Below are 25792 nucleotides of genomic sequence, written 5' to 3'. Positions count from 1 at the left end.
ACTACATATATATTATGATATGACATCATTTATTTCCTTAATGTGATAAATAAGGACGACAACCTTATTAAAAAATGTCAAACTGTAACTGGTCAAGTTATTAAGGGTGCAGGGCGGATGCCTTGGCACCGGGAGCCGATGAAGGACGTGATAAGCTGCGATAAGCTATGGGGAGTTGCACGTAAACTTTGATCCATAGATTTCCGAATGAGGAAACTCACCATGAGTAATGTCATGGTATCTTCGAGTGAATACATAGCTCGTTGAGGGGAACTCGGGGAACTGAAACATCTAAGTACCCGAAGGAAGAGAAAGAAATTCGATTCCGCTAGTAGCGGCGAGCGAACGCGGAACAGCCCAAACCTAAGAAGTTCGCTTCTTAGGGGTTGCGGACATATCATCAGGAAGAGGTTATTACAGACGAAGAGTTTTGGAAAGCTCCGCCATAGAAGGTAACAGCCCTGTAGTCGAAGTGAGAAGACTTCCGATATGATCCAGAGTACCACGGGACACGTGAAACCCCGTGGGAAGCAGGAGGGACCACCCTCCAAGGCTAAATACTACCCGGTGACCGATAGCGCATAGTACCGTGAGGGAAAGGTGAAAAGAACCCCGGGAGGGGAGTGAAATAGAACCTGAAACCCTGTACTTACAAACTGTGGAAGCACATTTCTTGTGTGACCGCGTACTTTTTGTAGAACGGGCCAACGAGTTACGTTATGCAGCAAGGTTAAGTACTTCAAGTATGCAGCCGCAGCGAAAGCGAGTTTTAACTGAGCGTTTAGTTGCATGACGTAGACCCGAAACCGGGTGACCTATCCATGAGCAGGTTGAAGCGAAAGTAAAATTTCGTGGAGGACCGAACCCACGAGCGTTGAAAAGCTCGGGGATGACTTGTGGATAGCGGTGAAATTCCAATCGAACCCGGAGATAGCTGGTTCTCCCCGAAATAGCTTTAGGGCTAGCCTCAGATTCAGAGATACGGAGGTAGAGCACTGAATGTCCTAGGGGGTATTGCACCTACCGAAGACTATCAAACTCCGAATGCCGTCATCTTTTATCTGGGAGTCAGACCGTGGGTGATAAGATTCACGGTCGAGAGGGCAACAGCCCAGACCGTCGGCTAAGGTCCCCAAATGTAGGTTAAGTGGTAAAGGATGTGGGATTGCACAGACAACCAGGATGTTGGCTTAGAAGCAGCCACTCATTCAAAGAGTGCGTAATAGCTCACTGGTCGAGTGATCCTGCGCCGAAGATTTCCGGGGCTAAAACCTACTACCGAAGCCACGGCATCATTTATGATGGGTAGGGGAGCTTTCTTTACTGGGCAGAAGCATGACCGTAAGGACATGTGGACTGTAAAGAAGTGAGAATGTTGGCATGAGTAGCGAGATGTGGGTGAGAATCCCACAGGCCGTAAACCCAAGGTTTCCAGGGGAAGGTTCGTCCTCCCTGGGTTAGTCGGGACCTAAGCCGAGGCCGAAAGGCGTAGGTGATGGACAACAGGTTGAAATTCCTGTACCGCCAATAAGCGTTTGAGAAATGGGATGACACAGTAGGACAGGATGAGCGTGCTGTTGGTTATGCACGTCCAAGCACTGAGGCAGTATCCGGAGGCAAATCCACGGATATAATGCTGGGGTGTGACGGGGAGCGAAATTTAGTAGCGAAGCATCTGCATTCACACTGTCGAGAAAAGTCTCTATCGAGTTTAAAGGCGCCCGTACCGCAAACCGACACAGGTGGGTGAGGAGAGTATCCTAAGGCCAGCGAGAGAACTGTTGTTAAGGAACTCGGCAAAATGACCCCGTAACTTAGGGATAAGGGGTGCCATCGAAAGATGGCCGCAGAGAATAGGCCCAAGCGACTGTTTACCAAAAACATAGGTTTCTGCTAAGTCGCAAGACGATGTATAGGAGCTGACGCCTGCCCGGTGCTGGAAGGTTAAGGGGATCTGTTAGAGCAATCGAAGCAGTGAACTTAAGCCCCAGTAAACGGCGGCCGTAACTATAACGGTCCTAAGGTAGCGAAATTCCTTGTCGGGTAAGTTCCGACCCGCACGAAAGGCGTAACGATTTGGGCACTGTCTCAACAACAGACTCGGTGAAATTGTAATTCCGGTGAAGATGCCGGATACCTGCGACAGGACGGAAAGACCCCATGGAGCTTTACTGTAGCTTGGCATTGGGTCTTGGTACTACATGTACAGCATAGGTGGGAGGCTTTGATTCCAGGACGCCAGTTTTGGATGAGCCACCGTTGGGATACCACCCCTGTAGTACTGGGACTCTAACCAGAGGCCTTGAATCAGGTCTTGGGACACTGTCAGGCGGGCAGTTTGACTGGGGCGGTCGCCTCCCAAAAGGTAACGGAGGCGCTCAAAGGTTCTCTCAGCACGGTCGGAAATCGTGCACAGAGTGTAAAGGCATAAGAGAGCTTGATTGCAAGACATACAGGTCGAGCAAGGACGAAAGTCGGACTTAGTGATCCGGTGGTTCTGAGTGGAAGGGCCATCGCTCAACGGATAAAAGCTACCCTGGGGATAACAGGCTTATCTCCCCCAAGAGTCCACATCGACGGGGAGGTTTGGCACCTCGATGTCGGCTCATCACATCCTGGGGCTGTAGTAGGTCCCAAGGGTTGGGCTGTTCGCCCATTAAAGTGGTACGCGAGCTGGGTTCAGAACGTCGTGAGACAGTTCGGTCCCTATCCGTCGCAGGCGTAGGAAATTTGAGAGGATCTGCCCTTAGTACGAGAGGACCGGGGTGGACGTACCGCTGGTGTACCAGTTGTCTCGCCAGAGGCATGGCTGGGTAGCTATGTACGGAACGGATAAGCGCTGAAAGCATCTAAGCGCGAAGCCAGCCTCAAGATAAGATTTCCCATTCTTCGGAAGTAAGACCCCATGAAGACTACGTGGTTGATAGGTCGGAGGTGGAAGTGCAGTAATGTATGTAGCTTACCGATACTAATAGGTCGAGGACTTGACCAAGAAAATATTTGGTAATTTGATTAATATGTATGTAGTTTTCAGAGTACAATCTCTGAAAATAAAGATTATGTGGTTATTATAGAAGAGAGGATACACCTGTTCCCATTCCGAACACAGAAGTTAAGCTCTCTATCGCTGATGGTACTTGGGGCGAAGGCCCCTGGGAGAGTAGGACGTAGCCACGTAATCTTTTTTTATATTTAAAATTAATTGATATTGAGGAGAAAAGATGAAAGGGATAACTGCAGATAGTACAATACAAGCTTTTTTAGACACAGGTATAGATAAAATACCATCATTAATATATTCGTTAATATTCTTCTTTGTTGGTTTAGCTATTGCTAAAATATGTAGAAGAATAGTTTCTAACATATTGGAGAAATATACTAGTGGTAAAGGAATAACAAATTTCATAGTATATGGTGTATATATATCTATAATTGTAGTTGTTGTTCTAAACAGTTTAGATATGATAGGAATAAAAACTACATCTGTAGTAACAATTGTCGGAGCAGCAGGATTCAGTATAGGGCTTGCATTTAAAGAATTACTATCAAATCTAGCATCTGGATTTATAATACTATTCTTTAAACCTTTTGAAATAGGAGATTATATACAGGCATCAGATACAAATGTAGAAGGAACTGTTGCAGATATACAGATATTTAGTACAATACTAAAAACTCCAGACAATAAGACAATAATAATACCAAACTTCCAGATAACAAGTAATAATATAATAAACTATACACATCAAAATATAAGAAGAATAGATTTTACATTCAATGTAGATTACGATACAAATGTAGGTGTATTAAAAAATATTGTACAAGAAATATTTGATGAAGATAAAAGAGTTCTTACAGATCCAAAACCTCTTATAGGTATAAACTCTATGGGGAATAAATCAATGGAATTTATAAGTAGACCTTGGGTAAAAACAGAAGATTATTGGAATGCCTATTATGAGTTAATGGAAAAAATAAAAGAAAAATTTGATGAAAATGGAATTGTTTTACCTCAGGTAAATGTAGTGGTAAAAGGAAAATAAAAAATAGATAAAAAAATAAATTCAAAATTTTGTAAGAAAATAAAAATAGACTAAAAATTCTCATTTTCTCTTGAAAAATAGAGATTATTATAATATAATTGGATACATAATAGTGAAAAGGCAATGAAGGAGCTAAGTAAAAAACAGTTCTGTTTACAGAGAGTGAGTGGTCGGTGTGAACTCATATCAGTGGTTTTTGAATCTACTCTGGAGCTTCTAATCTGAAATAAGTTAGACGTATTCCTACGTTACAGGATTTTGAGAGGAATGTGCATTTATAGGTGCATTCAATTAGGGTGGCAACGCGGATAACAGATTTTCGTCCCTTTTGTAAGGGGTGAAAATCTTTTTTTATACAAAAAACGCCCCTGAAAAACCAAATCTGTAAATTCAATACAATATAATTGAAAATTTTATGTGATTTTCAGAAATTTTAATTTGGGGAGGAGCAGAAAAATGCTAGATATCAAAAGAATAAGAGAAAATTTAGATGAAATCAAACAGGCTATGCAGATAAGAGGAGAAAAAGAATTCGACCTTGATGCAGTTGTAGCACTTGATGACCAGAGAAGAGATTTATTAAAAGAAGTTGAAGTATTAAAACAGGAATTAAATGTAGAATCTAAAAAAATACCTCAGCTAATAAAAGAAGGAAAAGACGTTACAGAAGATAAAGCTAGATTAAAAGAATTATCTGATAAAATAAAAGGAATAGACGTACAGGTTAAAGAAGTAGAAGACAAATTAAACTACACATTAATGAGAATACCAAACGTTCCTCATCCAGATGTACCACAGGGAGAAACTGATGAAGACAATGTAGAAGTTAAAAAATGGGGAGAACCTAGAAAATTTGACTTTGAACAGAAAGCTCACTGGGATATAGGAACTGATTTAGGAATATTAGATTTCGAAAGAGCTGGTAAAATAACAGGATCAAGATTCACATTATACAAAGGTTTAGGAGCTAGATTAGAAAGATCTTTAATAAACTTCTTCCTAAACACTCATACAGCTGATCATGGATACACAGAAGTATTACCACCTTTCATGGCTAACAGAGACAGCTTCTGCGGAACTGGACAGCTTCCAAAGTTTGAAGAAGACATGTTTAAACTAGAAGGATTAGAATACTTCCTAGTACCAACAGCAGAAGTACCAGTAACAAATATACACAGAAATGAAATATTAACTGCAGATCAGTTACCAATAAAATACTGTGCATACACTCCATGTTTCAGATCAGAAGCAGGATCTGCAGGTAGAGATACAAGAGGTCTAGTAAGACAGCATCAGTTCAACAAAGTTGAATTAGTTAAATTTGTATTACCAGAAAACTCTTATGATGAATTAGAAAAATTAACTATGGATGCAGAAGAAATACTTCAGTTATTAGGATTACCATACAGAAGAGTTAAAATATGTACAGGGGACTTAGGATTCACTGCAGCATTCAAATTTGACTTAGAAGTATGGATGCCAAGCTACGGAAGATATGTTGAAATATCTTCTTGCTCAAACTTCGAAGACTTCCAGGCTAGACGTGCTAACATAAAATTCAAAAGAGATAAAAAGTCTAAAGCAGAATTCGTTCATACATTAAATGGATCAGGACTTGCAGTAGGTAGATGTTTAGCAGCTATACTTGAAAACTATCAGCAGGCTGATGGTTCAGTAGTAGTTCCAGAAGTATTAAGACCATACATGGGTGTAGATGTTATAAAATAATAAAATTTAAAATGTAGTATATAAAGAACTGCCAAGAAATTGGTGGTTCTTTTTTTATATATAAAAATAAATGTATTTTATGTTATAAATTATGGCATTATGACAAAATAACTTAAAAAATAAAGCAAAAAATCACTTGCGTTCTGAAGCGAAGAATGCTATATTAGATAGTAACTAGATTGTGATTGCAACAGAACATGTTTTAGAGGAGGAGTTTACAATGGAAGAAAAAAAGGAACTAACATTTGAACAAAAAACTAATATAAGAGATTTAGTAGATGCTGCATTTGAAATGGGAGAACTTGATACTAGAAAATATGAATCAGAGATAGAGATACTTGAAGAAAAATACATGGATGAAAATAAATATAAAGAAGAGTTAAAAAGAAATGTACTTTTAGCAAATATTTCATCTTCTGAAAAAGCGAAAAGTATAAAATTTTGCGCTAAGAATGATTATTTTAAAAGCTATGGTGAGGATAGATATATAGAATCTTTTGTTAAAGCAACAAATATGGCAAACTCATACAATATACCAACTCTAAAATTTAATTATGTAAGACTATCTTCAATGAATGAGATATATTCTAGAATATTAATACTAATAGCAACAAATAAAGAATATATAAAAAAAATAGATAAAATAGATTCAGATAGTATGTCAGATGAGATGTATGAATATATAGATAAAATTGGAGAAGAAAAATATTGGGGAAACTTTAGATGGAAATGTGATAGTGAGTTATTAAATGAAGCAGATAGATTAAATGAAGGACCTCCTCAGGAGATAATAAACGAAGAAATAACAGAAAATACAGTTGAAGTAAATGAAAATATATCTGATAAAAAAGAAATGGAAGATAAATTTAGAAATATGTTCGAAAAGTTTATGAAAGAATATAAAAATCAGTAAATTAAAATGATAGGAGGGATTGTTGTGAATTTAAGTTTAATAGAAAAGCAGGCTATAGTTGCATTAGTTGAAGATGCTATAAAATCTACAACTTTAAGAAACTGCTGTAGAGAAGAGTATGAAAGAAATATAAGAAATAAATTTAATATAGAGAATCCTTTAGATTATAGAGAATACGAAACAATTTTTAAGGATAGAGGTTTTGATATAAGCACTAACCTAGAAGAAAAAGATATAGAACTTATGCAGGAAAGAATAGCATATTTTAGATTAGAGGAAATACGAAAAAAAGAACTTATTAAAAAAATATTAATGAACTGCGAAGATTCGCTATACAAACACAGAATAATTGAAAAAGAGCCGATGTTTTTCCATATGGATGTAGTAGAAAATACTCTTAAAGAACTACATTGCGATGTAGGTGTGGGGTTTATACGGAGATTAGATTCTAAGTATATCTACAGCTCTCTTGTAAATGAAGTATTACATATGGTGATAAGTAGCTTGGTTTTAAATAGAGAAATTGTAAAAACATTAAACAAGGCAAATTCTGAAATGGTAGTAGATAAAATTATGGAGCTTGTAAAAGCAGAAGTGATGAGATTTGGATATTAATAGATATATTTAAAATATTTGGAGGTGAAATATATGAGAACAATTAAAGAACAAGAAATAATTTTAGAGGATTTAGTTGAAAAATCATTTGAACTAGCTAAAGTAGATGTAAAAAAATACGAAGAGGAAGCTTTATCTCTTGAAGAAAAATTAAACTATAATCTAGAAGATTATAAAAATCGGCTTAAGAAAAGGCTATTAGAGTTTGCAGTTTGTGGGGCAGAGAAAATAAGAATAGTTAGATTATCCGTATTTGGTGATTATTCTGATACATATTCAGAGAAATACTATATTGATTTTTATAAGGAAAAATTGGAAGAAGCTGAAGATTACGATATGCTAAATCTTAGATATAATTATGTTTATCTAGCTTCAATGAATGATATATTTGAAAAAATGATATATGTTATAGCAACAGGTAAAGTAGAATTTTTAGAGTTGCAGGAAGTTAAAGATATAAATGCTATTAATAAAATATATGAAATTATTAATGATAAAGGTAATAATATAGATTATTGGCTGGGCACAGAAAGAAGATTCAAGAAACTAGAAGAAAATGGAATTGATTTTGAGTTAGATTTTCCAACAGATGAAAACTTAATGTATGAAGATGATATAAACATCGAAAATCTTCGGGATGTAATTGAAGAAATAGATTATGATTTTGAAGAAGAAAAACCTAAAGAAGAGGATACAAAAGAAGACTCTGAGGAAGAAAAAATATTTAGAGCTATGTTTGAGAAATTTATGAAAGAATATAAAATGTAATAGCTTTATATTAAACAAATGTATATTAAAAAATGGGGGTGTAGCTATGATAAATTTAGTTGAAAGACAGGCAATAACATCTTTAGCCATAAATTCAGTAAATTCTAGTGTTTTAAAGAATGGAAATAAAGATGAGTATATAAATGAAATAAGAGAAATATATGCATTAGGCGATCCAATAGACAAAAGATCCTTCATTATGAAATATAACTTTGATGAAGAAGGAAAAAGATACATAGAAATGATGAGAGATAGATTAGTGTATTTTAAATATGGGATAGATAAAAAAATACAATTAATAAAATCAATACTGGAAGATACGTACTGTGGAAAAATTATTAATACTAGAATAGATGAATATGCAATATCTGCAATTAAAAGAAATGAAATTGAAGAATTTAGTAGAGAGATAGAGTCTGACATAGATGAAGGTTTTAGCAAAAGACTTGAAAAAGAGTATGCAAAAAAAGCATTGTTAAATGAGGTATTATATAACGTGGTTTGTAATATGATTTTGCAGCCTTATACGGTATCAGCTTTACAAACCGTGAATCCATATATTGTTTTAGGAGAGATGCTTGAGATTATAGAGATAGAGATAAATAAATTTTTAATGTAAAGAAAATGGGCCTATGTAGTTATCTGCATAGGTCTATTTTATTTTTTAAGATGTAAGAATTATTAAATATTATGTAAAGACATATGGAAATAGAAGTAAATGATGAAAGAAATAGTAGGATGCAATTAGAAAAAGAATTGTAAATAAATAAGTAATTGAAATGAAAGAGATGTTATATAAATTATAGCATCTCTTTTTAAATATAATTTAATCCACTTTTAAATATAATTTAATCCACAATAGGTATTGAAATAACATTAAATTTAAACTAAGCTAGATTATATAATTACTAAAATAGTGAATAAAAACATACTCAAAAAATACAATAACAACAGAAAAAATTAAATATCCAAGTAAAAATAGTGGATAAGTGGATAAAATTTTTATGTTTTTAAAAATATAAACAAGAAAGGCTGTGGATAGAATTGAATAGAGAAAAATCTAAAGTTATATCTTTTGATATGGGAAATCGTGTAAAAGATAAAGAGCTAGAAATAGTTAAAAGTAAGGAAGATGAAATACTAAATAAAGAGATTTTAGATATATACGACAAAGATTTTGAGAAGATAGGAACTGCTACCAGAGGAGAAATTCATGAAAAAGGACATATACACAAAGTAGTTCACTGCTGGTTTGAAGAGGATACTGAAAATGGAAAATACTGCTATTTCCAGCAAAGAGCGATGTATAAAAGTTACCCAGGTCTTTATGGTGTGATGGTAGGTGGTCATATAGATTCTGGAGAGGATGTATTTGAAGCACTTAAAAGAGAAATCTCAGAAGAAGCTGGGATAGTGGCTAAAGAAAAAAATATTTCATTTATCAATGAGATTTTTGAAAATATAGTTGACGGAGATTTTATAGATAATGAAATTTGTGAGGTATATAGATACAAAGTGGATGAAGATACAGTATTTAATCCCAACAAAGAAGTTGCAAAAGTTGTAAGAATGAATGAAGAAGAATATAAAAAGTGCGTATTTGGAATAACTGAAACCGTTGAAGCTGAAGTTGTAGCTGTGTCTAATCAGCAGGGAATGAAGGAATATGCAGTAGGTGATAAATTCCTTATAAATACAGAGGATTTCTGCGAGTATGATCGCCAGTATGTAAGAATGGTTACAGGAATGAGTGACGACGAATACTTTATGATGGAGGCACTTAGAGAAGCGAAGAAGGCATACGATAAAGAAGAAACTCCAATTGGTGCGGTAATTGTAAAGGATGGAGAGATAATAGGAAGAGGACATAATTTAACAGAGCATCTAAAGGATGCAACTGCTCATTCTGAGATACTTGCGATAAAGAATGCGGCTAAGAAATTAAAGGGATGGAGATTGTTTGGCTGCAAGATGTACGTAACTATGGAGCCTTGTGTAATGTGCTGTGGAGCTATTGTAAATTCGAGAATTAGAGAAGTTGTTATAGGAGCTAAGAGAGTGAAGAATGCCAAGATAGAGAAACAGTCTGATTTTAAGAAGGAGTATTTTGAAGATTCTAAGGTTGAGTACAAGTATGGGGTGCTAGAAGAAGAATGTGCAGGGATGCTAGGAAGTTTCTTTAAAAGATTGAGATAAATAGTATTTAAATAAAAATGTGCTGACACTTTTATTTGTGTCAGCACACTTTTTATTTAATCTATAAGGTAGATTCTATTTTTCAAAATTATCCTCGTGGTTAAAAGATTTCTTCATAACCTCAAAAATATCTAAAAAAGTATCCTTGTTTCTATTATAATACTCGGGAGAAACATGGAAAGTTACATGATTCTCCTCATCTTCGTCTATATAGTCAATAGAAAAAGAAATAACTCTATTTGGCTCAGAAACAGAATCTATGCTATATATATAATTTCCAGAAATCTCTCTTTGAACATTTGATAAATTATTAGTATCATTGAGATGTTTTGCTGCATATTCACTTGCATTAGTATATGAATCTGGATCTAGATTAAATGTAGAAATGACATTTAATTCAACATTTGGAGAGTCTGTAAGATTATTCATATACTCATTATCATTAAAAACAATTCCGTATTTTGCATCTGGAACCATTATAAAACGCAAGAAATCGGGATATTTCAAACTGCAACCATAAAGATTAAGCTGATTATATCCAAAATGGTCATATGTGCTGTCTGTTGCGTATACATCTTTACCTACAACAGAGCAGTAATCTATATCATATTTTTTATTTTTATCGTAATTACCTAAAAATGTAACTTCGTCCTCATCAGAAATAGATATAATCTTATCCTTTCCATCGGGTTTAGGAAGGCTTGAACTATTACGTTCTTCCTCAAGGGATTTATCTGGTCCTGCAAACTTAACAAAGCTATGATACACTCTAGTAACTATTGGATCAAACTCTTTTTCATATTTCTTAGGATACACCATCAATAGATTTTGAAGATAATATCCATCTACACCCTCAAAAATAATTGAGCATTTGTAGTATACAGTCTTTCCGTCATCTCCAGAAATTCTGTACTCATAGTCCTCAAATACATTAAATCCAACATTTTCAGAATTAGCTAAATCCTTATCATAAACAGATTTAAAATCTGAAACCTTTCCAGCGTACTCTACGCTCATATAACAAGACTTATTAGCTGTAAAAAACTCAACCTTGTTTCCATCTGAACTATCAGAAGTATGCTCTAAAAAATCAGGCACATCAAAAGTAATACCATTAAAACCACCATAGTCGCTATAGCTTACATTTGAAAAATCAATAGACTCACAATCTGAATAATTATCATCAGATGAACTCTGATTTTGTGAAGAAGATTTCTTCTGATTTTTAGAAATATCCTTAGATGCACAAGCAGAAAGATTAAATGCTAAAAGAGTAGCAAGAGAAATTGAAACAAACTTTTTAAACATGACAATCACCTCTATTTGTATTAATATTACAATTTAAGGTTAGCATAAAATGTATTTAATTACAATTACGATAAAAATTACTAAAGATAATGACATAAAAAATAAGGTATAAATAACATCGTATGTGACAATGAATCTAGAATAGATGATATATATACCTTATTTTTCTGTATAATTACATTTTCAAAAAATAATAAAGCCCCAGGAAAAAAATGTGTGGAATTCCCGGAGCTTTGAGAAAAGAAATAAAAAAGAGTTGTATAAAATAATACTAGTACATTATAACACATAAAAAAGGGAAATGTAAACAAAATATCAGAATAGTTTATAGACAAATAAAAAACGAGGAAAATATTGAAATTTCAACAATAAATAATCCTCGTCTAAAAAACTAAAATAATTATAAAAAAAATATATAACAAATAAAATTGAGATAGTAAAAAAATATCTAATAATTAAGCTAATCTAAAAGTGAAATTATCTATAAGTCTAGTCTTACCTATATAAACAGCTATAGCAACTAAAACATCTCTTTCAACAGATTCTACAGGCTGAAGAGTTTCGCTATCAACTATTTCTATATAATCAGCTTTAGCTAGAGGTTCTTCTTTTATTTCGCTTTCTATAAGGTCTCTTATTTCACTTACGCATCTTAAACCATCTTCCATAGCAGCTTTAGCTTTTGTAAGGCTTCTATTAAGTACAAGAGCAGCTACTCTTTCTTCAGCAGAAAGATAAGTATTTCTTGAGCTCTTAGCAAGACCATCAGCTTCTCTAACTATTGGGCATCCTACTATTTCAACATCCATGCTTAAATCTCTAACCATTCTTTTTATTATAGCTAACTGCTGAGCATCTTTTTCACCGAAATATGCTCTATCAGGAGTAACTATATTTAAGAACTTAGAAACAACTAAGCAAACACCACCGAAATGAACTGGTCTTTTAGCTCCACATAAACCTTTTGATAATCCTTCAACATTTACAGTTGTGCATTTATCAGGGAAGTACATTTCTTCTGGTTCTGGATTGAAAACTAAATTAGCTCCAGCATCTGTACAAAGAGCGTAGTCTTTCTGTATATCTCTTGGATAATCTTCGTAATCTTCATTTGGTCCGAACTGAGTTGGGTTTACGAATACACTGACAACTACTCTATCATTTTCTGAAACAGCTTTTTCTATTAATGATCTATGTCCTTCGTGAAGATATCCCATAGTAGGTACGTATCCTACAGTAAGTCCTTCTTTTTTCCAAGCTTTAACCTGTTCTCTAACTTCTTTTATTGTATGTACTAACATCTTAATTCTCCAATCTAATTTTTATAAAGTTGTAATTTTATTTTTTATCTGATTAATAAAGTTTTTTAAGTTCTTCTTCATCTATTTTAAAAGTATGTTTCTGTTCTGGGAATGAGCAGTTTTCAACTTCTTCTATATATTCACATATAGCATCTCTCATTACTTTACCAGTATTTGCATACTGTTTAACGAATTTTGGAACAAAGTCGTCAAACATTCCAAGCATATCCTGATAAACAAGTATCTGCCCGTCACAATCAACACCAGCACCGATTCCTATAGTAGGTATTGAAACAGCTTCAGTTATTAATTTTGCTATTGCAGCAGGAACACCTTCAAGTACTATTGAGAAAGCTCCAGCTTCTTCAAGAAGTTTAGCATCTTCTATTAATTTTCTAGCTGCTTCTTCAGTTTTTCCCTGAACTTTAAATCCACCAAATGCGTTTACAGACTGAGGAGTAAGTCCTAAATGTCCCATAACTGGTATCTGAGCGTCTACTATTGCTTTAACCTGTTTAGCTACTGTTGCGCCACCTTCAAGTTTAACTGCGTGTGCGCCACCTTCTTTAACTATTCTTCCTGCGTTTCTTACAGCATCTTCTATAGATACATGGTAAGAAAGGAATGGCATATCTCCAACTATTAATGCGTTTTTAGCACCTTTTTTAACTGCTCTAGTGTGGTATATTATGTCTTCAACAGTAACTCCAAGAGTATCTTCATCTCCTTTGATAACCATACCAAGAGAGTCACCAACTAATATTCCGTTTATTCCACAGCTATCTATTATTTTAGCCATTGAATAATCGTATGCAGTTAACATACTTAATTTTTTACCTTCTTCTTTTGCTTCTTTGAATGATAATACAGTGTTTTTCATTATTCTATTCCTCCGAGTAATTTTAAAAGTTCGCTATATTTTTTCGATGATTGTACAAGCTTTTCAAGAGAGTCTTTGTTCTCACAAAATTCTCTTTCAGCTTTAAGTTTTAATAAATTCATAGAAAGATTTTTATATATTTCGATATCACTATCCTTTAATACAGATAGATGTTTTTCTACAGGAGATACATCACCTCTAGCAACAGGTCCTGTCAAGGAAAGTCTATATCCTTTTTCTTTTATATTGTTTATATTTCCTGTAATAAGAGGATAGAGAGCCTCAAAGGCTTCATCTTCAGAAAGTCCTAATTCTGTTAAATATCCAGTTCCTATATTAAATAGCGATAAAGCTAGATTAGAAACCACTACACTTGCTAAATGGTACTTAGCAGATGAATCTGATCCTCTAGTGAAGTATTTATTGCCTAAAGAATCCATGAGTTTTATAACTTCAGAGTCTTTAGATATATTTTTACCTTCTATAGAGAAATACACGTTATTTAGTTGTTCTAAGTCTGTGAATTTATTAGAAAATGCAAACATTGGATGTATAGAATAGATTGATGCACCTGAATTTTCTGCACTAGAAAGAACATCTGATGGAATAGAGCCACTTGTATGGCAAACTGATTTTCCAGTCAGATTGTATTTTGAGATTTGATTACTTATTTCTGAAATTATGTCGTCGGGAGTGGTAATTATTATAATATTACTTTTATCGATTAAATCTTCTAAGTCTAAAAAAACTTTTGAGTCTGTTAGACTAGCAGCTTCTTTTAGTGATTCTGGATTACGACCGTAAAAACCAGAGATAACAATGTTTTTATTTTTAAAATACCTAGCAAGTGAAACACCTACTTTTCCTGGTCCGATAAATCCTATGGACATAATGGTATCACCTCCAAAACTAGTGTGATCCTAATCCCGATTTTCAGAAATATTTTTAATGCTTAAAAATAGGTACAGTTCTATAATATAGATACTATCCAAATAATATTTTAGCACCATAATTATTCAATAACAATATGAAGGAGCAAAGTAACGTTGTCAAAAGGAATATAAATTATAACTAATATTGTGCAAATTAAAAATTTGAGATTGTGACAAGAACAACTTTTTTTATTTTTCCTTGATGAAAGTATTTGTTTGTGATATCATAGTATAGTAATTCACAATGACATTTTTAATAAAAAGTGTCGTTAAAAAATTAAATACGGTTATAATTTTGCTGTACTAGATGGGGAGGTAGCGGCACCCTGTAACCTGCAATCCGCTATAGCAGGGTTGAACTCCATCTGGAGGATTTGTAATTGAAGTGCAGTCTTTATTTACTTGGTGTTGACGCTCAGGTCCTGAGCAATGGAAGCTTGTGAATCCCGTCAGATCTGGAAGGAAGCAGCGGTAAGCAATCCCTTCTGTGTGACTCAGGGATGCCTTGGCTGAGCTGAGTAATAGGGCAACGGCTTTGAGGAAAAGACGATAGATGGTGTACAGCTTATTTTTTTAATAGCACAAATCCCTTATTATATTAATGAAGGGATTTTTTTTATTCTTATATTATAAATAATAAGAATTGATTACTTTAGAAGAATTAATGATATTTTGATTAAACAATAATTTATTATAAAGGGGTGTGGTATATGCACAAGGCATTGTACAGAGAATATAGACCTCAAAAGTTTTCTGATGTTGTAGGACAGGAACATATTATAAGAACTTTGAAAAATGAAATTATGTCAGGAAATATCGCACATGCGTATATGTTCAGTGGGACAAGAGGTACAGGTAAAACTACGGCTGCAAAGATTTTTGCTAGGGCTGTAAACTGTTTAAATCCTAAAGACGGGGAGCCATGTAACGAGTGTGAATCTTGTAAGTCGATATTAAATGATAGTACTGTAGATATTTTTGAGATAGATGCAGCGTCAAATAATAGTGTCGATGATGTTAGAGAGATTAGGGAGAGTGTAAAATATACTCCAGCAAATTCTAAATACAAGGTATATATTATAGATGAGGCTCATATGCTTTCAAAAGGTGCGAGTAATGCGCTTTTAAAGACAATTGAAGAGCCACCAGAGTATGTAGTGTTTATATTTGCAACTACAGAACCAAATAAGATGATTCCTACAGTTCTTTCTAGATGTCAGAGATTTGATTTTAAGAGAATTACTGTAGAAGAGATGAAAGAAAGAATGAGATACATATGCTCTAAAGAGGGAGTAGAAGTCGAGGAAGACGCACTTTCTGTTATAGCTAGAAACTCTCAAGGAGCACTTAGGGATGCGCTTAGTATTTTGGATAGATGTATTCTGTTTGGTGATAAGTATTTAAGATACGAAGATGTTGTTGAAATTCTAGGTATAGTAAATATAGATGAGATATTTGGTTTGGCAGATGATATTATAACTCACAATGTAGCAGCTGCACTTAAAAAGATAGATTCTTTTATTTCTAGTGGCAAGGATATAGAGATTTTATCGTCTGAGCTACTTGAGCATATGAGAAATCTTATGATATGTTTAGCAGCTGGAGATAGTGCTAAAGAAATTATATCTGTTTCAGATGATGAGTTTGATAGAATGAAAAAAAGCATAGAAAATACAGATATTGATAATGTTATAAGAATTATAAATATTTTATCTGAGATTCAAAATAATTTAAAATACGCTACTGATAAGAGAACAATTTTTGAAGTAGGTATTATCAAGACTATTAAGCCTACTTATGATACAAATAAGGAAGCTCTTGAAGAGAGGGTAAAATATTTAGAAAAGGTTATAGAGAGTGGCAATATAACAGTTTCTGCAAGAAAGACTGAATTTTTAGATGAAGCAGATATGGATTCTGAAGAAGATGTAGAAGAAATATCTAAATCTAAAAAGACTAAAGCAACTAAAGATAAGTCTAGCTCTAAGAAATCAAAGAAATACGAAGAGATGAAGAGCGAGGACCTTAAAAAGATAGAGCGGCTTTGGGATAAGATTCTTGATAAGATGAAACAGGATAGAAAGATGCCTGTTAGAGCGATGCTTCTTGAAAAGAAAAGTCTTAAAGAACACAATGGTGTGCTGTATATAATTTTTGGCGAAAAATTTGCTTTTGCTAAGAAGAGTTTGAGTGACCATGGAAATTCAGAGTACATAGAAAGTGTTGTTAAGGATATTGTTCATAAGAATTTTTCAGTTAAGGTTATTTTGGAATCTGAAGCTGATATGATAAATATGGATATTGAAAAAGAAGAGGATAAGGGAGAGGAGCTACTAAAACAGGTTGTAGATCCAGAGCTTATTGAGGTAAGAGATAGTATGGACGAAGAATAAAATTTATTATTATTGCTTAAAATATGAATAAGTAATAAAATAAATTATGACTGAATTAGTACTGCTGATATAATCAGCTTACAAAGAATATAATAAATAGAATAAATAATTTTTAATTAGAGGAGGAATTTGGAATGGCTAAAAAAGGATTCCCAGGTGGAATGCCTGGTATGGGCGGAATGAACATGAATAAAATGTTAAAACAGGCTCAGAAAATGCAGGAAGATATGGCAAAAGCTCAGAAAGAGTTAGAAGAAAAAGAAGTGGAAGCATCAGTTGGTGGAGGAGCTGTTACTGTTAAGGTAAACGGTAAGAAAGAACTAGTTTCTATAAGTATAAAAGAAGAAGTTGTAGATCCAGATGATGTTGAAATGTTAGAGGATTTAGTTTTAAGTGCTGTTAATGAGGCTCTTAGAAATATAGATAATCTTCAGGCTAATCAGATGAACAAACTTACAGGTGGAATGAATATACCAGGATTATTCTAGGTGATATGATGCAGGTATATACAGAACCGATTACTAGATTAATAGAGGAATTTTCAAAATTACCTGGAGTTGGAAGAAAGACAGCTCAGAGATTAGCTTTTCATGTTGTTAATATGAATAATAATGATGTTGAAGCATTGGCAAAGGCTATTGTCGATGCAAAGAGAGAGATTAGATACTGCTCGATTTGTTGTAATATAACAGATACAGATCCATGCAGTATGTGTTCAAATAAAAATAGAGATAAAAGTGTTATTTGTGTTGTTGAGGATCCAAGAGATGTAGCAGCTATGGAGAGAACTAAGGATTATAATGGTCTTTATCATGTTCTTCACGGGGTTATTTCGCCTATGGATGGAGTAGGGCCAGATATGATTAAGATTAAGGAACTTTTGGTTAGACTTTCTAATCAGGATGTTAAGGAGATTATTATGGCTACAAATCCAACTGTTGAGGGTGAAGCTACAGCTATGTATATTGCTAGACTTGTTAAGCCGATGGGGATTAAGGTTACTAGAATTGCACATGGGCTACCAGTAGGTGGGGATTTAGAGTATGCTGATGAGGTCACAATTTCAAAGGCACTTGAAGGAAGAAGAGAGATATAATGAATATCGGAAAAGAATACGATTTTGATGAAGGTTTAGCTATGGATATTATTACTAAGAAGAGAGTTAATAAACCAAAGCAGAAGGCATCTTCTAAGAAGAAGTATAAGAATGTTGAGGGTTCTTTTAGAAATAATGCTAAGAATTATCAGTATGATTATGAAGAGGATTATTATGAACCTGAAAATAAATAGTTTTAAACTTGAATAGTGTTAGATATTAAGAAAGGGACTGTTATCTATTAAGATTTCAGTCCCTTTTTTTAGTTATTCTGTTCTTTTATTGCTTCTTCGTTCTCCATTATTTCCTGAGATAGGTTGGCTATGTTTTGAGCTGAGTTTACTTTTTTGATAGATTCGATGTTTTTCTTTAGAAGCTCAACTCTTTCAGGATAGTCTAGTAATACTTTTACTAGTACTGGAAGTGTGTATTTTTTTGTTACTCTTATTACAGCGCCACAGTTTGAAAGGAAGTCTAGGTTTTCTTCCTCTTGTCCAGGTATGTAATAAGGTACTATCATAGGAATTCCTTTAAGTAATGTTTCTGTAGTTGTTAGTCCACCAGGTTTTGTGACTATTAAGTCTGCAGCATATAATATGTCGTTCATTTTATCTGTGAATCCAAGAACTTGTACGTTTTTGTTGTGTTCTGTTGTGGCTAATCTTCTATCAATTTTTTCTTTTAAGGCTTTGTTTCTTCCAGTTATCACTAAAATTTGGAAATCTCTGTTTATTTCTAAAAGTTCGTCTAGTGTTTCTTTTATGTTTCCTGCTCCAAAGCTACCACCCATTAAGACTATTGTCTTCTTTTCAGGATTTAGGTTTAATTCATTTAAGATAGTTTCTTTATCTCTATGAAGTAAGAAAGATTTTTCTACTGGTATTCCATATGGTTTTATTTTTTCTGGTTCTTCCCCTTCAGATACCAAAAGTTCTTTTACATATTCATGCCCTACTATATAGTAGTTTATTTCGTTTTGTATATGTGTTGAGTGAACTGTGTAATCTGTAAGTATAGAAATTAATGGTGGTATTTCTACAGGATCTTCAGACCAATGGAAGTAGCTAGAAAGTTCTTCTATTTCATTAGAGGAGTTTTCTGTTAGTTTTTTATCGTTCGATATTTTTTTTAGCTTACACAATGCAATCATAGGAAATGGATGTGTCCCTATAATTAGGTTAGGTTCTTCAGTTTTTATTAAAGTTTTTAGTTTTCTAGCTAATAAAGATGTTAGAGGGTTATCCTTGTATTCGTTTTTTGAAACTAGCTCTGTATCTGAAAGTCTGTATATGCTTCCATATGCTTCTGGAGTATACATTGCAGATTTTTCGTAGCCTCTAGAAATTAACTTATCAGTAAAGCTGTTTATTAACTTTAAACTATCTATTATTTTACATTCAATTGGTTCACCATTTATATTTTTTAATTCAAGTTCTTCTTGAATTGCTTTAGCAGCGCGGTTATGTCCACCACCTGTAGAAGCTGACATAATAAGTACTTTTTTCATAAAATCCTCCTAATTTCAACAAATAGATTAATTTTATAAAAGTATTTGCTGATTAACAAATAGACATTTTATTTGTCTAAAAATATTTTTATTCATTAATTCAATATTAAATCTAATACAATAATTGAAAAATTACAAGTAATATGAACGAAATATCATATTGGAAAAATGAAAGTTTTTAAGTAGAAAATAAATAATTTTAAAAAAGATAAAAAAAGTTTTAAAAAAGTGTTGACGTAAAATGTGAAAGCTGATATTATAATACTTGTCCTTGAGAGAGGGCAAGAAAATAAAAAACAAAACGAAGGTTTTGAATGAACTTTGAAAACTGAACAGCAGATATATTTAGTTCGAACAAATAGTTCGAACGCCATACAAACCATGCCAGATATTTTGAGATAACATCTGAGCGGATATAACAAACTAATTTTATTTTGAGAGTTTGATCCTGGCTCAGGATGAACGCTGGCGGCGTGCCTAACACATGCAAGTCGAGCGATCTCTTCGGAGAGAGCGGCGGACGGGTGAGTAACGCGTGGGTAACCTGCCCTGTACACACGGATAACATACCGAAAGGTATGCTAATACGGGATAATATATAAGAGTCGCATGACTTTTATATCAAAGATTTTTCGGTACAGGATGGACCCGCGTCTGATTAGCTTGTTGGCGGGGTAACGGCCCACCAAGGCGACGATCAGTAGCCGACCTGAGAGGGTGATCGGCCACATTGGAACTGAGACACGGTCCAAACTCCTACGGGAGGCAGCAGTGGGGAATATTGCACAATGGGCGCAAGCCTGATGCAGCAACGCCGCGTGAGCGATGAAGGCCTTCGGGTCGTAAAGCTCTGTCCTCAAGGAAGATAATGACGGTACTTGAGGAGGAAGCCCCGGCTAACTACGTGCCAGCAGCCGCGGTAATACGTAGGGGGCTAGCGTTATCCGGATTTACTGGGCGTAAAGGGTGCGTAGGCGGTCTTTCAAGTCAGGAGTTAAAGGCTACGGCTCAACCGTAGTAAGCTCCTGATACTGTCTGACTTGAGTGCAGGAGAGGAAAGCGGAATTCCCAGTGTAGCGGTGAAATGCGTAGATATTGGGAGGAACACCAGTAGCGAAGGCGGCTTTCTGGACTGTAACTGACGCTGAGGCACGAAAGCGTGGGGAGCAAACAGGATTAGATACCCTGGTAGTCCACGCTGTAAACGATGAGTACTAGGTGTCGGAGGTTACCCCCTTCGGTGCCGCAGCTAACGCATTAAGTACTCCGCCTGGGGAGTACGCACGCAAGTGTGAAACTCAAAGGAATTGACGGGGACCCGCACAAGTAGCGGAGCATGTGGTTTAATTCGAAGCAACGCGAAGAACCTTACCTAGGCTTGACATCCTTCTGACCGAGGATTAATCTCCTCTTTCCCTCCGGGGACAGAAGTGACAGGTGGTGCATGGTTGTCGTCAGCTCGTGTCGTGAGATGTTGGGTTAAGTCCCGCAACGAGCGCAACCCTTGTCTTTAGTTGCCATCATTTAGTTGGGCACTCTAGAGAGACTGCCAGGGATAACCTGGAGGAAGGTGGGGATGACGTCAAATCATCATGCCCCTTATGCCTAGGGCTACACACGTGCTACAATGGGTGGTACAGAGGGCAGCCAAGCCGCGAGGTGGAGCAAATCCCTTAAAGCCATTCTCAGTTCGGATTGTAGGCTGAAACTCGCCTACATGAAGCTGGAGTTACTAGTAATCGCAGATCAGAATGCTGCGGTGAATGCGTTCCCGGGTCTTGTACACACCGCCCGTCACACCATGGGAGTTGGAGACACCCGAAGCCGACTATCTAACCTTTTGGGAGAAGTCGTCGAAGGTGGAATCAATAACTGGGGTGAAGTCGTAACAAGGTAGCCGTATCGGAAGGTGCGGCTGGATCACCTCCTTTCTAGGGAGAATTATCTGCTGTTCGGTTTTGAAGGTTCATTCCTTCAAAACTGTACTTTGAAAACTACATATATATTATGATATGACATCATTTATTTCCTTAATGTGATAAATAAGGACGACAACCTTACTAAAAAATGTCAAATGTAACTGGTCAAGTTATTAAGGGTGCAGGGCGGATGCCTTGGCACCGGGAGCCGATGAAGGACGTGATAAGCTGCGATAAGCTATGGGGAGTTGCACGTAAACTTTGATCCATAGATTTCCGAATGAGGAAACTCACCATGAGTAATGTCATGGTATCTTCGAGTGAATACATAGCTCGTTGAGGGGAACTCGGGGAACTGAAACATCTAAGTACCCGAAGGAAGAGAAAGAAATTCGATTCCGCTAGTAGCGGCGAGCGAACGCGGAACAGCCCAAACCTAAGAAGTTCGCTTCTTAGGGGTTGCGGACATATCATCAGGAAGAGGTTATTACAGACGAAGAGTTTTGGAAAGCTCCGCCATAGAAGGTAACAGCCCTGTAGTCGAAGTGAGAAGACTTCCGATATGATCCAGAGTACCACGGGACACGTGAAACCCCGTGGGAAGCAGGAGGGACCACCCTCCAAGGCTAAATACTACCCGGTGACCGATAGCGCATAGTACCGTGAGGGAAAGGTGAAAAGAACCCCGGGAGGGGAGTGAAATAGAACCTGAAACCCTGTACTTACAAACTGTGGAAGCACATTTCTTGTGTGACCGCGTACTTTTTGTAGAACGGGCCAACGAGTTACGTTATGCAGCAAGGTTAAGTACTTCAAGTATGCAGCCGCAGCGAAAGCGAGTTTTAACTGAGCGTTTAGTTGCATGACGTAGACCCGAAACCGGGTGACCTATCCATGAGCAGGTTGAAGCGAAAGTAAAATTTCGTGGAGGACCGAACCCACGAGCGTTGAAAAGCTCGGGGATGACTTGTGGATAGCGGTGAAATTCCAATCGAACCCGGAGATAGCTGGTTCTCCCCGAAATAGCTTTAGGGCTAGCCTCAGATTCAGAGATACGGAGGTAGAGCACTGAATGTCCTAGGGGGTATTGCACCTACCGAAGACTATCAAACTCCGAATGCCGTCATCTTTTATCTGGGAGTCAGACCGTGGGTGATAAGATTCACGGTCGAGAGGGCAACAGCCCAGACCGTCGGCTAAGGTCCCCAAATGTAGGTTAAGTGGTAAAGGATGTGGGATTGCACAGACAACCAGGATGTTGGCTTAGAAGCAGCCACTCATTCAAAGAGTGCGTAATAGCTCACTGGTCGAGTGATCCTGCGCCGAAGATTTCCGGGGCTAAAACCTACTACCGAAGCCACGGCATCATTTATGATGGGTAGGGGAGCTTTCTTTACTGGGCAGAAGCATGACCGTAAGGACATGTGGACTGTAAAGAAGTGAGAATGTTGGCATGAGTAGCGAGATGTGGGTGAGAATCCCACAGGCCGTAAACCCAAGGTTTCCAGGGGAAGGTTCGTCCTCCCTGGGTTAGTCGGGACCTAAGCCGAGGCCGAAAGGCGTAGGTGATGGACAACAGGTTGAAATTCCTGTACCGCCAATAAGCGTTTGAGAAATGGGATGACACAGTAGGACAGGATGAGCGTGCTGTTGGTTATGCACGTCCAAGCACTGAGGCAGTATCCGGAGGCAAATCCACGGATATAATGCTGGGGTGTGACGGGGAGCGAAATTTAGTAGCGAAGCATCTGCATTCACACTGTCGAGAAAAGTCTCTATCGAGTTTAAAGGCGCCCGTACCGCAAACCGACACAGGTGGGTGAGGAGAGTATCCTAAGGCCAGCGAGAGAACTGTTGTTAAGGAACTCGGCAAAATGACCCCGTAACTTAGGGATAAGGGGTGCCATCGAAAGATGGCCGCAGAGAATAGGCCCAAGCGACTGTTTACCAAAAACATAGGTTTCTGCTAAGTCGCAAGACGATGTATAGGAGCTGACGCCTGCCCGGTGCTGGAAGGTTAAGGGGATCTGTTAGAGCAATCGAAGCAGTGAACTTAAGCCCCAGTAAACGGCGGCCGTAACTATAACGGTCCTAAGGTAGCGAAATTCCTTGTCGGGTAAGTTCCGACCCGCACGAAAGGCGTAACGATTTGGGCACTGTCTCAACAACAGACTCGGTGAAATTGTAATTCCGGTGAAGATGCCGGATACCTGCGACAGGACGGAAAGACCCCATGGAGCTTTACTGTAGCTTGGCATTGGGTCTTGGTACTACATGTACAGCATAGGTGGGAGGCTTTGATTCCAGGACGCCAGTTTTGGATGAGCCACCGTTGGGATACCACCCCTGTAGTACTGGGACTCTAACCAGAGGCCTTGAATCAGGTCTTGGGACACTGTCAGGCGGGCAGTTTGACTGGGGCGGTCGCCTCCCAAAAGGTAACGGAGGCGCTCAAAGGTTCTCTCAGCACGGTCGGAAATCGTGCACAGAGTGTAAAGGCATAAGAGAGCTTGATTGCAAGACATACAGGTCGAGCAAGGACGAAAGTCGGACTTAGTGATCCGGTGGTTCTGAGTGGAAGGGCCATCGCTCAACGGATAAAAGCTACCCTGGGGATAACAGGCTTATCTCCCCCAAGAGTCCACATCGACGGGGAGGTTTGGCACCTCGATGTCGGCTCATCACATCCTGGGGCTGTAGTAGGTCCCAAGGGTTGGGCTGTTCGCCCATTAAAGTGGTACGCGAGCTGGGTTCAGAACGTCGTGAGACAGTTCGGTCCCTATCCGTCGCAGGCGTAGGAAATTTGAGAGGATCTGCCCTTAGTACGAGAGGACCGGGGTGGACGTACCGCTGGTGTACCAGTTGTCTCGCCAGAGGCATGGCTGGGTAGCTATGTACGGAACGGATAAGCGCTGAAAGCATCTAAGCGCGAAGCCAGCCTCAAGATAAGATTTCCCATTCTTCGGAAGTAAGACCCCATGAAGACTACGTGGTTGATAGGTCGGAGGTGGAAGTGCAGTAATGTATGTAGCTTACCGATACTAATAGGTCGAGGACTTGACCAAGAAAATATTTGGTAATTTGATTAATATGTATGTAGTTTTGAAAGTACAATACTTTTAAAAAATATATTGACACATTCAATTGGATATGTTAATATAATACTTGTCCTTAACAAGAAAAGAGGACTAAATAAGCCGAAGTGGCGGAACTGGCAGACGCACAGGACTTAAAATCCTGCGGGACTTATCCTCCCGTACCGGTTCGATTCCGGTCTTCGGCACTCAAATAATATCGCGGGGTGGAGCAGTTGGCAGCTCGTCGGGCTCATAACCCGAAGGTCGTAGGTTCAAGTCCTACCTCCGCAACCAAAATAAAATATGGCCCGTTGGTCAAGCGGTTAAGACACCACCCTTTCACGGTGGTAACAGGAGTTCGATTCTCCTACGGGTCACCAACTAAATATGCGGGTGTAGCTCAATGGTAGAGTTCTGGCCTTCCAAGCCAGCTGTGAGGGTTCGATCCCCTTCACCCGCTCCAAAATGGGGTTATAGCTCAGCTGGGAGAGCATCTGCCTTACAAGCAGGGGGTCACAGGTTCGAGCCCTGTTAACCCCACCAAATAAAGTGGCTCGGTAGTTCAGTTGGTTAGAATGCCAGCCTGTCACGCTGGAGGTCGTGGGTTCGAACCCCATCCGAGTCGCCACTTTATAAAAAAATAAATACTAAAAATGTGGGAATATGGCTCAGTTGGTAGAGCAAATGACTGTTAATCATTGGGTCACAGGTTCGAGTCCTGTTATTCCCGCCAATATGCTGGTGTGGCTCAATTGGTAGAGCAGCTGACTTGTAATCAGCAGGTTGTAGGTTCGAGTCCTATCACCAGCTCCAAATATGGAGGATTTCCCGAGTGGCCAAAGGGGGCAGACTGTAAATCTGTTAGCATCGCTTTCGGTGGTTCGAATCCACCATCCTCCACCAAAATGAAATAAAATATGCGCGGATGTGGCGGAATTGGCAGACGCACTAGACTTAGGATCTAGCGCCTACGGCGTGGGGGTTCGACTCCCTTCATCCGCACCATGTAAAGTGTATATCAAAAAATATAATATAATGTGCGGGAATAGTTCAGCGGTAGAGCGCGACCTTGCCAAGGTCGAAGTCGCGAGTTCGAATCTCGTTTCCCGCTCCAAA

General features: G+C 37.3%; 16 protein-coding genes, 11 tRNA genes, 4 rRNA genes, 1 other RNA gene and 1 other annotated feature. Of the genes, 27 read left to right on the top strand and 5 right to left on the bottom strand.

The features are described from left to right. Window positions 1-90 precede the first annotated feature (90 nt). From KGNDJEFE_RS00815 to KGNDJEFE_RS11965, 9 genes are all read left to right on the top strand, one after another. Window positions 91-2992: ribosomal RNA gene (locus KGNDJEFE_RS00815) — 23S ribosomal RNA — on the top strand. Between the two features lie 68 nt (window positions 2993-3060). Beyond that, a 5S ribosomal RNA gene (gene rrf, locus KGNDJEFE_RS00810) occupies window positions 3061-3177 on the top strand. Window positions 3178-3221: 44 nt separating this feature from the next. Then, the gene (locus KGNDJEFE_RS00805) at window positions 3222-4043 is read left to right on the top strand and encodes a mechanosensitive ion channel family protein (RefSeq protein ID WP_006441209.1); all 822 of its coding nucleotides are present in this window, start codon (window positions 3222-3224) and stop codon (window positions 4041-4043) included. Window positions 4044-4157: 114 nt separating this feature from the next. After that, window positions 4158-4373: a binding site (T-box leader), on the top strand. Window positions 4374-4499: 126 nt separating this feature from the next. Further along, the gene (gene serS / locus KGNDJEFE_RS00800) at window positions 4500-5771 is read left to right on the top strand and encodes a serine--tRNA ligase (protein ID WP_006441208.1); all 1272 of its coding nucleotides are present in this window, start codon (window positions 4500-4502) and stop codon (window positions 5769-5771) included. A 220-nt stretch (window positions 5772-5991) separates the two neighbouring features. Then, entirely contained in the window at window positions 5992-6684 is a 693-nt protein-coding gene (locus tag KGNDJEFE_RS00795) for a hypothetical protein (RefSeq protein WP_040410760.1), read from the top strand. Between the two features lie 24 nt (window positions 6685-6708). Continuing rightward, window positions 6709-7299 (top strand): hypothetical protein, encoded by a 591-nt coding sequence (locus KGNDJEFE_RS00790; protein ID WP_040410759.1) that lies wholly within the window; start codon window positions 6709-6711, stop codon window positions 7297-7299. Window positions 7300-7332: 33 nt separating this feature from the next. Then, entirely contained in the window at window positions 7333-8067 is a 735-nt protein-coding gene (locus KGNDJEFE_RS00785) for a hypothetical protein (protein ID WP_006441205.1), read from the top strand. Between the two features lie 46 nt (window positions 8068-8113). Further along, entirely contained in the window at window positions 8114-8686 is a 573-nt protein-coding gene (locus KGNDJEFE_RS00780; protein WP_006441204.1) for a hypothetical protein, read from the top strand. A 461-nt stretch (window positions 8687-9147) separates the two neighbouring features. Further along, on the top strand, window positions 9148-10263 hold the full coding sequence (locus KGNDJEFE_RS11965) for a deaminase (protein WP_006441203.1): 1116 nt from the start codon (window positions 9148-9150) through the stop codon (window positions 10261-10263). A gap of 75 nt (window positions 10264-10338) precedes the next feature. On the opposite strand, the gene KGNDJEFE_RS00770 is transcribed toward KGNDJEFE_RS11965, so the two are convergent. The 4 genes from KGNDJEFE_RS00770 to KGNDJEFE_RS00755 form a co-directional block, all read right to left on the bottom strand. Continuing rightward, window positions 10339-11571, bottom strand: coding sequence for a hypothetical protein (locus KGNDJEFE_RS00770; protein ID WP_006441202.1), 1233 nt, complete (start codon window positions 11569-11571; stop codon window positions 10339-10341). 455 nt (window positions 11572-12026) lie between these two features. Further along, window positions 12027-12872, bottom strand: coding sequence for a pantoate--beta-alanine ligase (gene panC / locus KGNDJEFE_RS00765; RefSeq protein ID WP_006441201.1), 846 nt, complete (start codon window positions 12870-12872; stop codon window positions 12027-12029). A gap of 52 nt (window positions 12873-12924) precedes the next feature. Beyond that, entirely contained in the window at window positions 12925-13752 is an 828-nt protein-coding gene (gene panB, locus KGNDJEFE_RS00760) for a 3-methyl-2-oxobutanoate hydroxymethyltransferase (RefSeq protein WP_006441200.1), read from the bottom strand. Continuing rightward, window positions 13752-14642: a Rossmann-like and DUF2520 domain-containing protein gene (locus tag KGNDJEFE_RS00755; protein ID WP_006441199.1), complete on the bottom strand. Its 891-nt coding sequence runs from the start codon at window positions 14640-14642 to the stop codon at window positions 13752-13754. The genes panB and KGNDJEFE_RS00755 overlap by 1 nt, the downstream gene beginning before the upstream one ends. A 340-nt stretch (window positions 14643-14982) precedes the next feature. Here KGNDJEFE_RS00755 and ffs point away from each other — a divergent pair. From ffs to KGNDJEFE_RS00730, 5 genes are all read left to right on the top strand, one after another. Further along, window positions 14983-15248, top strand: an RNA gene (gene ffs / locus KGNDJEFE_RS00750) — signal recognition particle sRNA large type. Window positions 15249-15394: 146 nt separating this feature from the next. After that, window positions 15395-17077, top strand: a complete 1683-nt coding sequence (gene dnaX, locus KGNDJEFE_RS00745) for a DNA polymerase III subunit gamma/tau (RefSeq protein WP_006441198.1) — start codon at window positions 15395-15397, stop codon at window positions 17075-17077. 134 nt (window positions 17078-17211) lie between these two features. Next, entirely contained in the window at window positions 17212-17565 is a 354-nt protein-coding gene (locus KGNDJEFE_RS00740; protein WP_006441197.1) for a YbaB/EbfC family nucleoid-associated protein, read from the top strand. A gap of 8 nt (window positions 17566-17573) precedes the next feature. Continuing rightward, entirely contained in the window at window positions 17574-18173 is a 600-nt protein-coding gene (recR, locus tag KGNDJEFE_RS00735) for a recombination mediator RecR (protein ID WP_040410758.1), read from the top strand. Further along, entirely contained in the window at window positions 18173-18367 is a 195-nt protein-coding gene (locus KGNDJEFE_RS00730; RefSeq protein WP_006441195.1) for a hypothetical protein, read from the top strand. The genes recR and KGNDJEFE_RS00730 overlap by 1 nt, the downstream gene beginning before the upstream one ends. 68 nt (window positions 18368-18435) lie before the next feature. On the opposite strand, the gene KGNDJEFE_RS00725 is transcribed toward KGNDJEFE_RS00730, so the two are convergent. Then, the gene (locus KGNDJEFE_RS00725; RefSeq protein WP_006441194.1) at window positions 18436-19680 is read right to left on the bottom strand and encodes an MGDG synthase family glycosyltransferase; all 1245 of its coding nucleotides are present in this window, start codon (window positions 19678-19680) and stop codon (window positions 18436-18438) included. A gap of 430 nt (window positions 19681-20110) precedes the next feature. Between KGNDJEFE_RS00725 and KGNDJEFE_RS00720 the strand changes: the two genes are divergently transcribed. From KGNDJEFE_RS00720 to KGNDJEFE_RS00660, 13 genes are all read left to right on the top strand, one after another. Beyond that, window positions 20111-21611 (top strand): 16S ribosomal RNA (locus KGNDJEFE_RS00720). Window positions 21612-21762: 151 nt separating this feature from the next. Continuing rightward, window positions 21763-24664: ribosomal RNA gene (locus tag KGNDJEFE_RS00715) — 23S ribosomal RNA — on the top strand. Together the 16S and 23S rRNA genes with 11 tRNA genes alongside form the textbook arrangement of a ribosomal RNA operon. A gap of 131 nt (window positions 24665-24795) precedes the next feature. Then, a tRNA-Leu gene (locus KGNDJEFE_RS00710) sits at window positions 24796-24882 on the top strand. Window positions 24883-24894: 12 nt separating this feature from the next. Further along, window positions 24895-24970, top strand: a tRNA-Met gene (locus KGNDJEFE_RS00705). A gap of 11 nt (window positions 24971-24981) precedes the next feature. Continuing rightward, a tRNA-Glu gene (locus tag KGNDJEFE_RS00700) sits at window positions 24982-25056 on the top strand. A 9-nt stretch (window positions 25057-25065) separates the two neighbouring features. Further along, window positions 25066-25139: transfer RNA gene (locus tag KGNDJEFE_RS00695), tRNA-Gly, on the top strand. A gap of 4 nt (window positions 25140-25143) precedes the next feature. Continuing rightward, window positions 25144-25219 (top strand) — tRNA-Val (locus KGNDJEFE_RS00690). Window positions 25220-25227: 8 nt separating this feature from the next. Beyond that, a tRNA-Asp gene (locus KGNDJEFE_RS00685) sits at window positions 25228-25304 on the top strand. A 29-nt stretch (window positions 25305-25333) separates the two neighbouring features. Further along, window positions 25334-25409, top strand: a tRNA-Asn gene (locus tag KGNDJEFE_RS00680). 4 nt (window positions 25410-25413) lie between these two features. Next, window positions 25414-25489: transfer RNA gene (locus KGNDJEFE_RS00675), tRNA-Thr, on the top strand. A gap of 5 nt (window positions 25490-25494) precedes the next feature. Beyond that, window positions 25495-25579, top strand: a tRNA-Tyr gene (locus KGNDJEFE_RS00670). 18 nt (window positions 25580-25597) lie between these two features. Continuing rightward, window positions 25598-25681, top strand: a tRNA-Leu gene (locus KGNDJEFE_RS00665). Window positions 25682-25715: 34 nt separating this feature from the next. Continuing rightward, window positions 25716-25790, top strand: a tRNA-Gly gene (locus tag KGNDJEFE_RS00660). Window positions 25791-25792: the final 2 nt, after the last annotated feature.

Source organism: Peptacetobacter hiranonis, from assembly GCF_008151785.1.
Lineage (GTDB): Bacteria > Bacillota > Clostridia > Peptostreptococcales > Peptostreptococcaceae > Peptacetobacter > Peptacetobacter hiranonis.
This window is presented reverse-complemented; position numbering and strand designations above follow the sequence as displayed.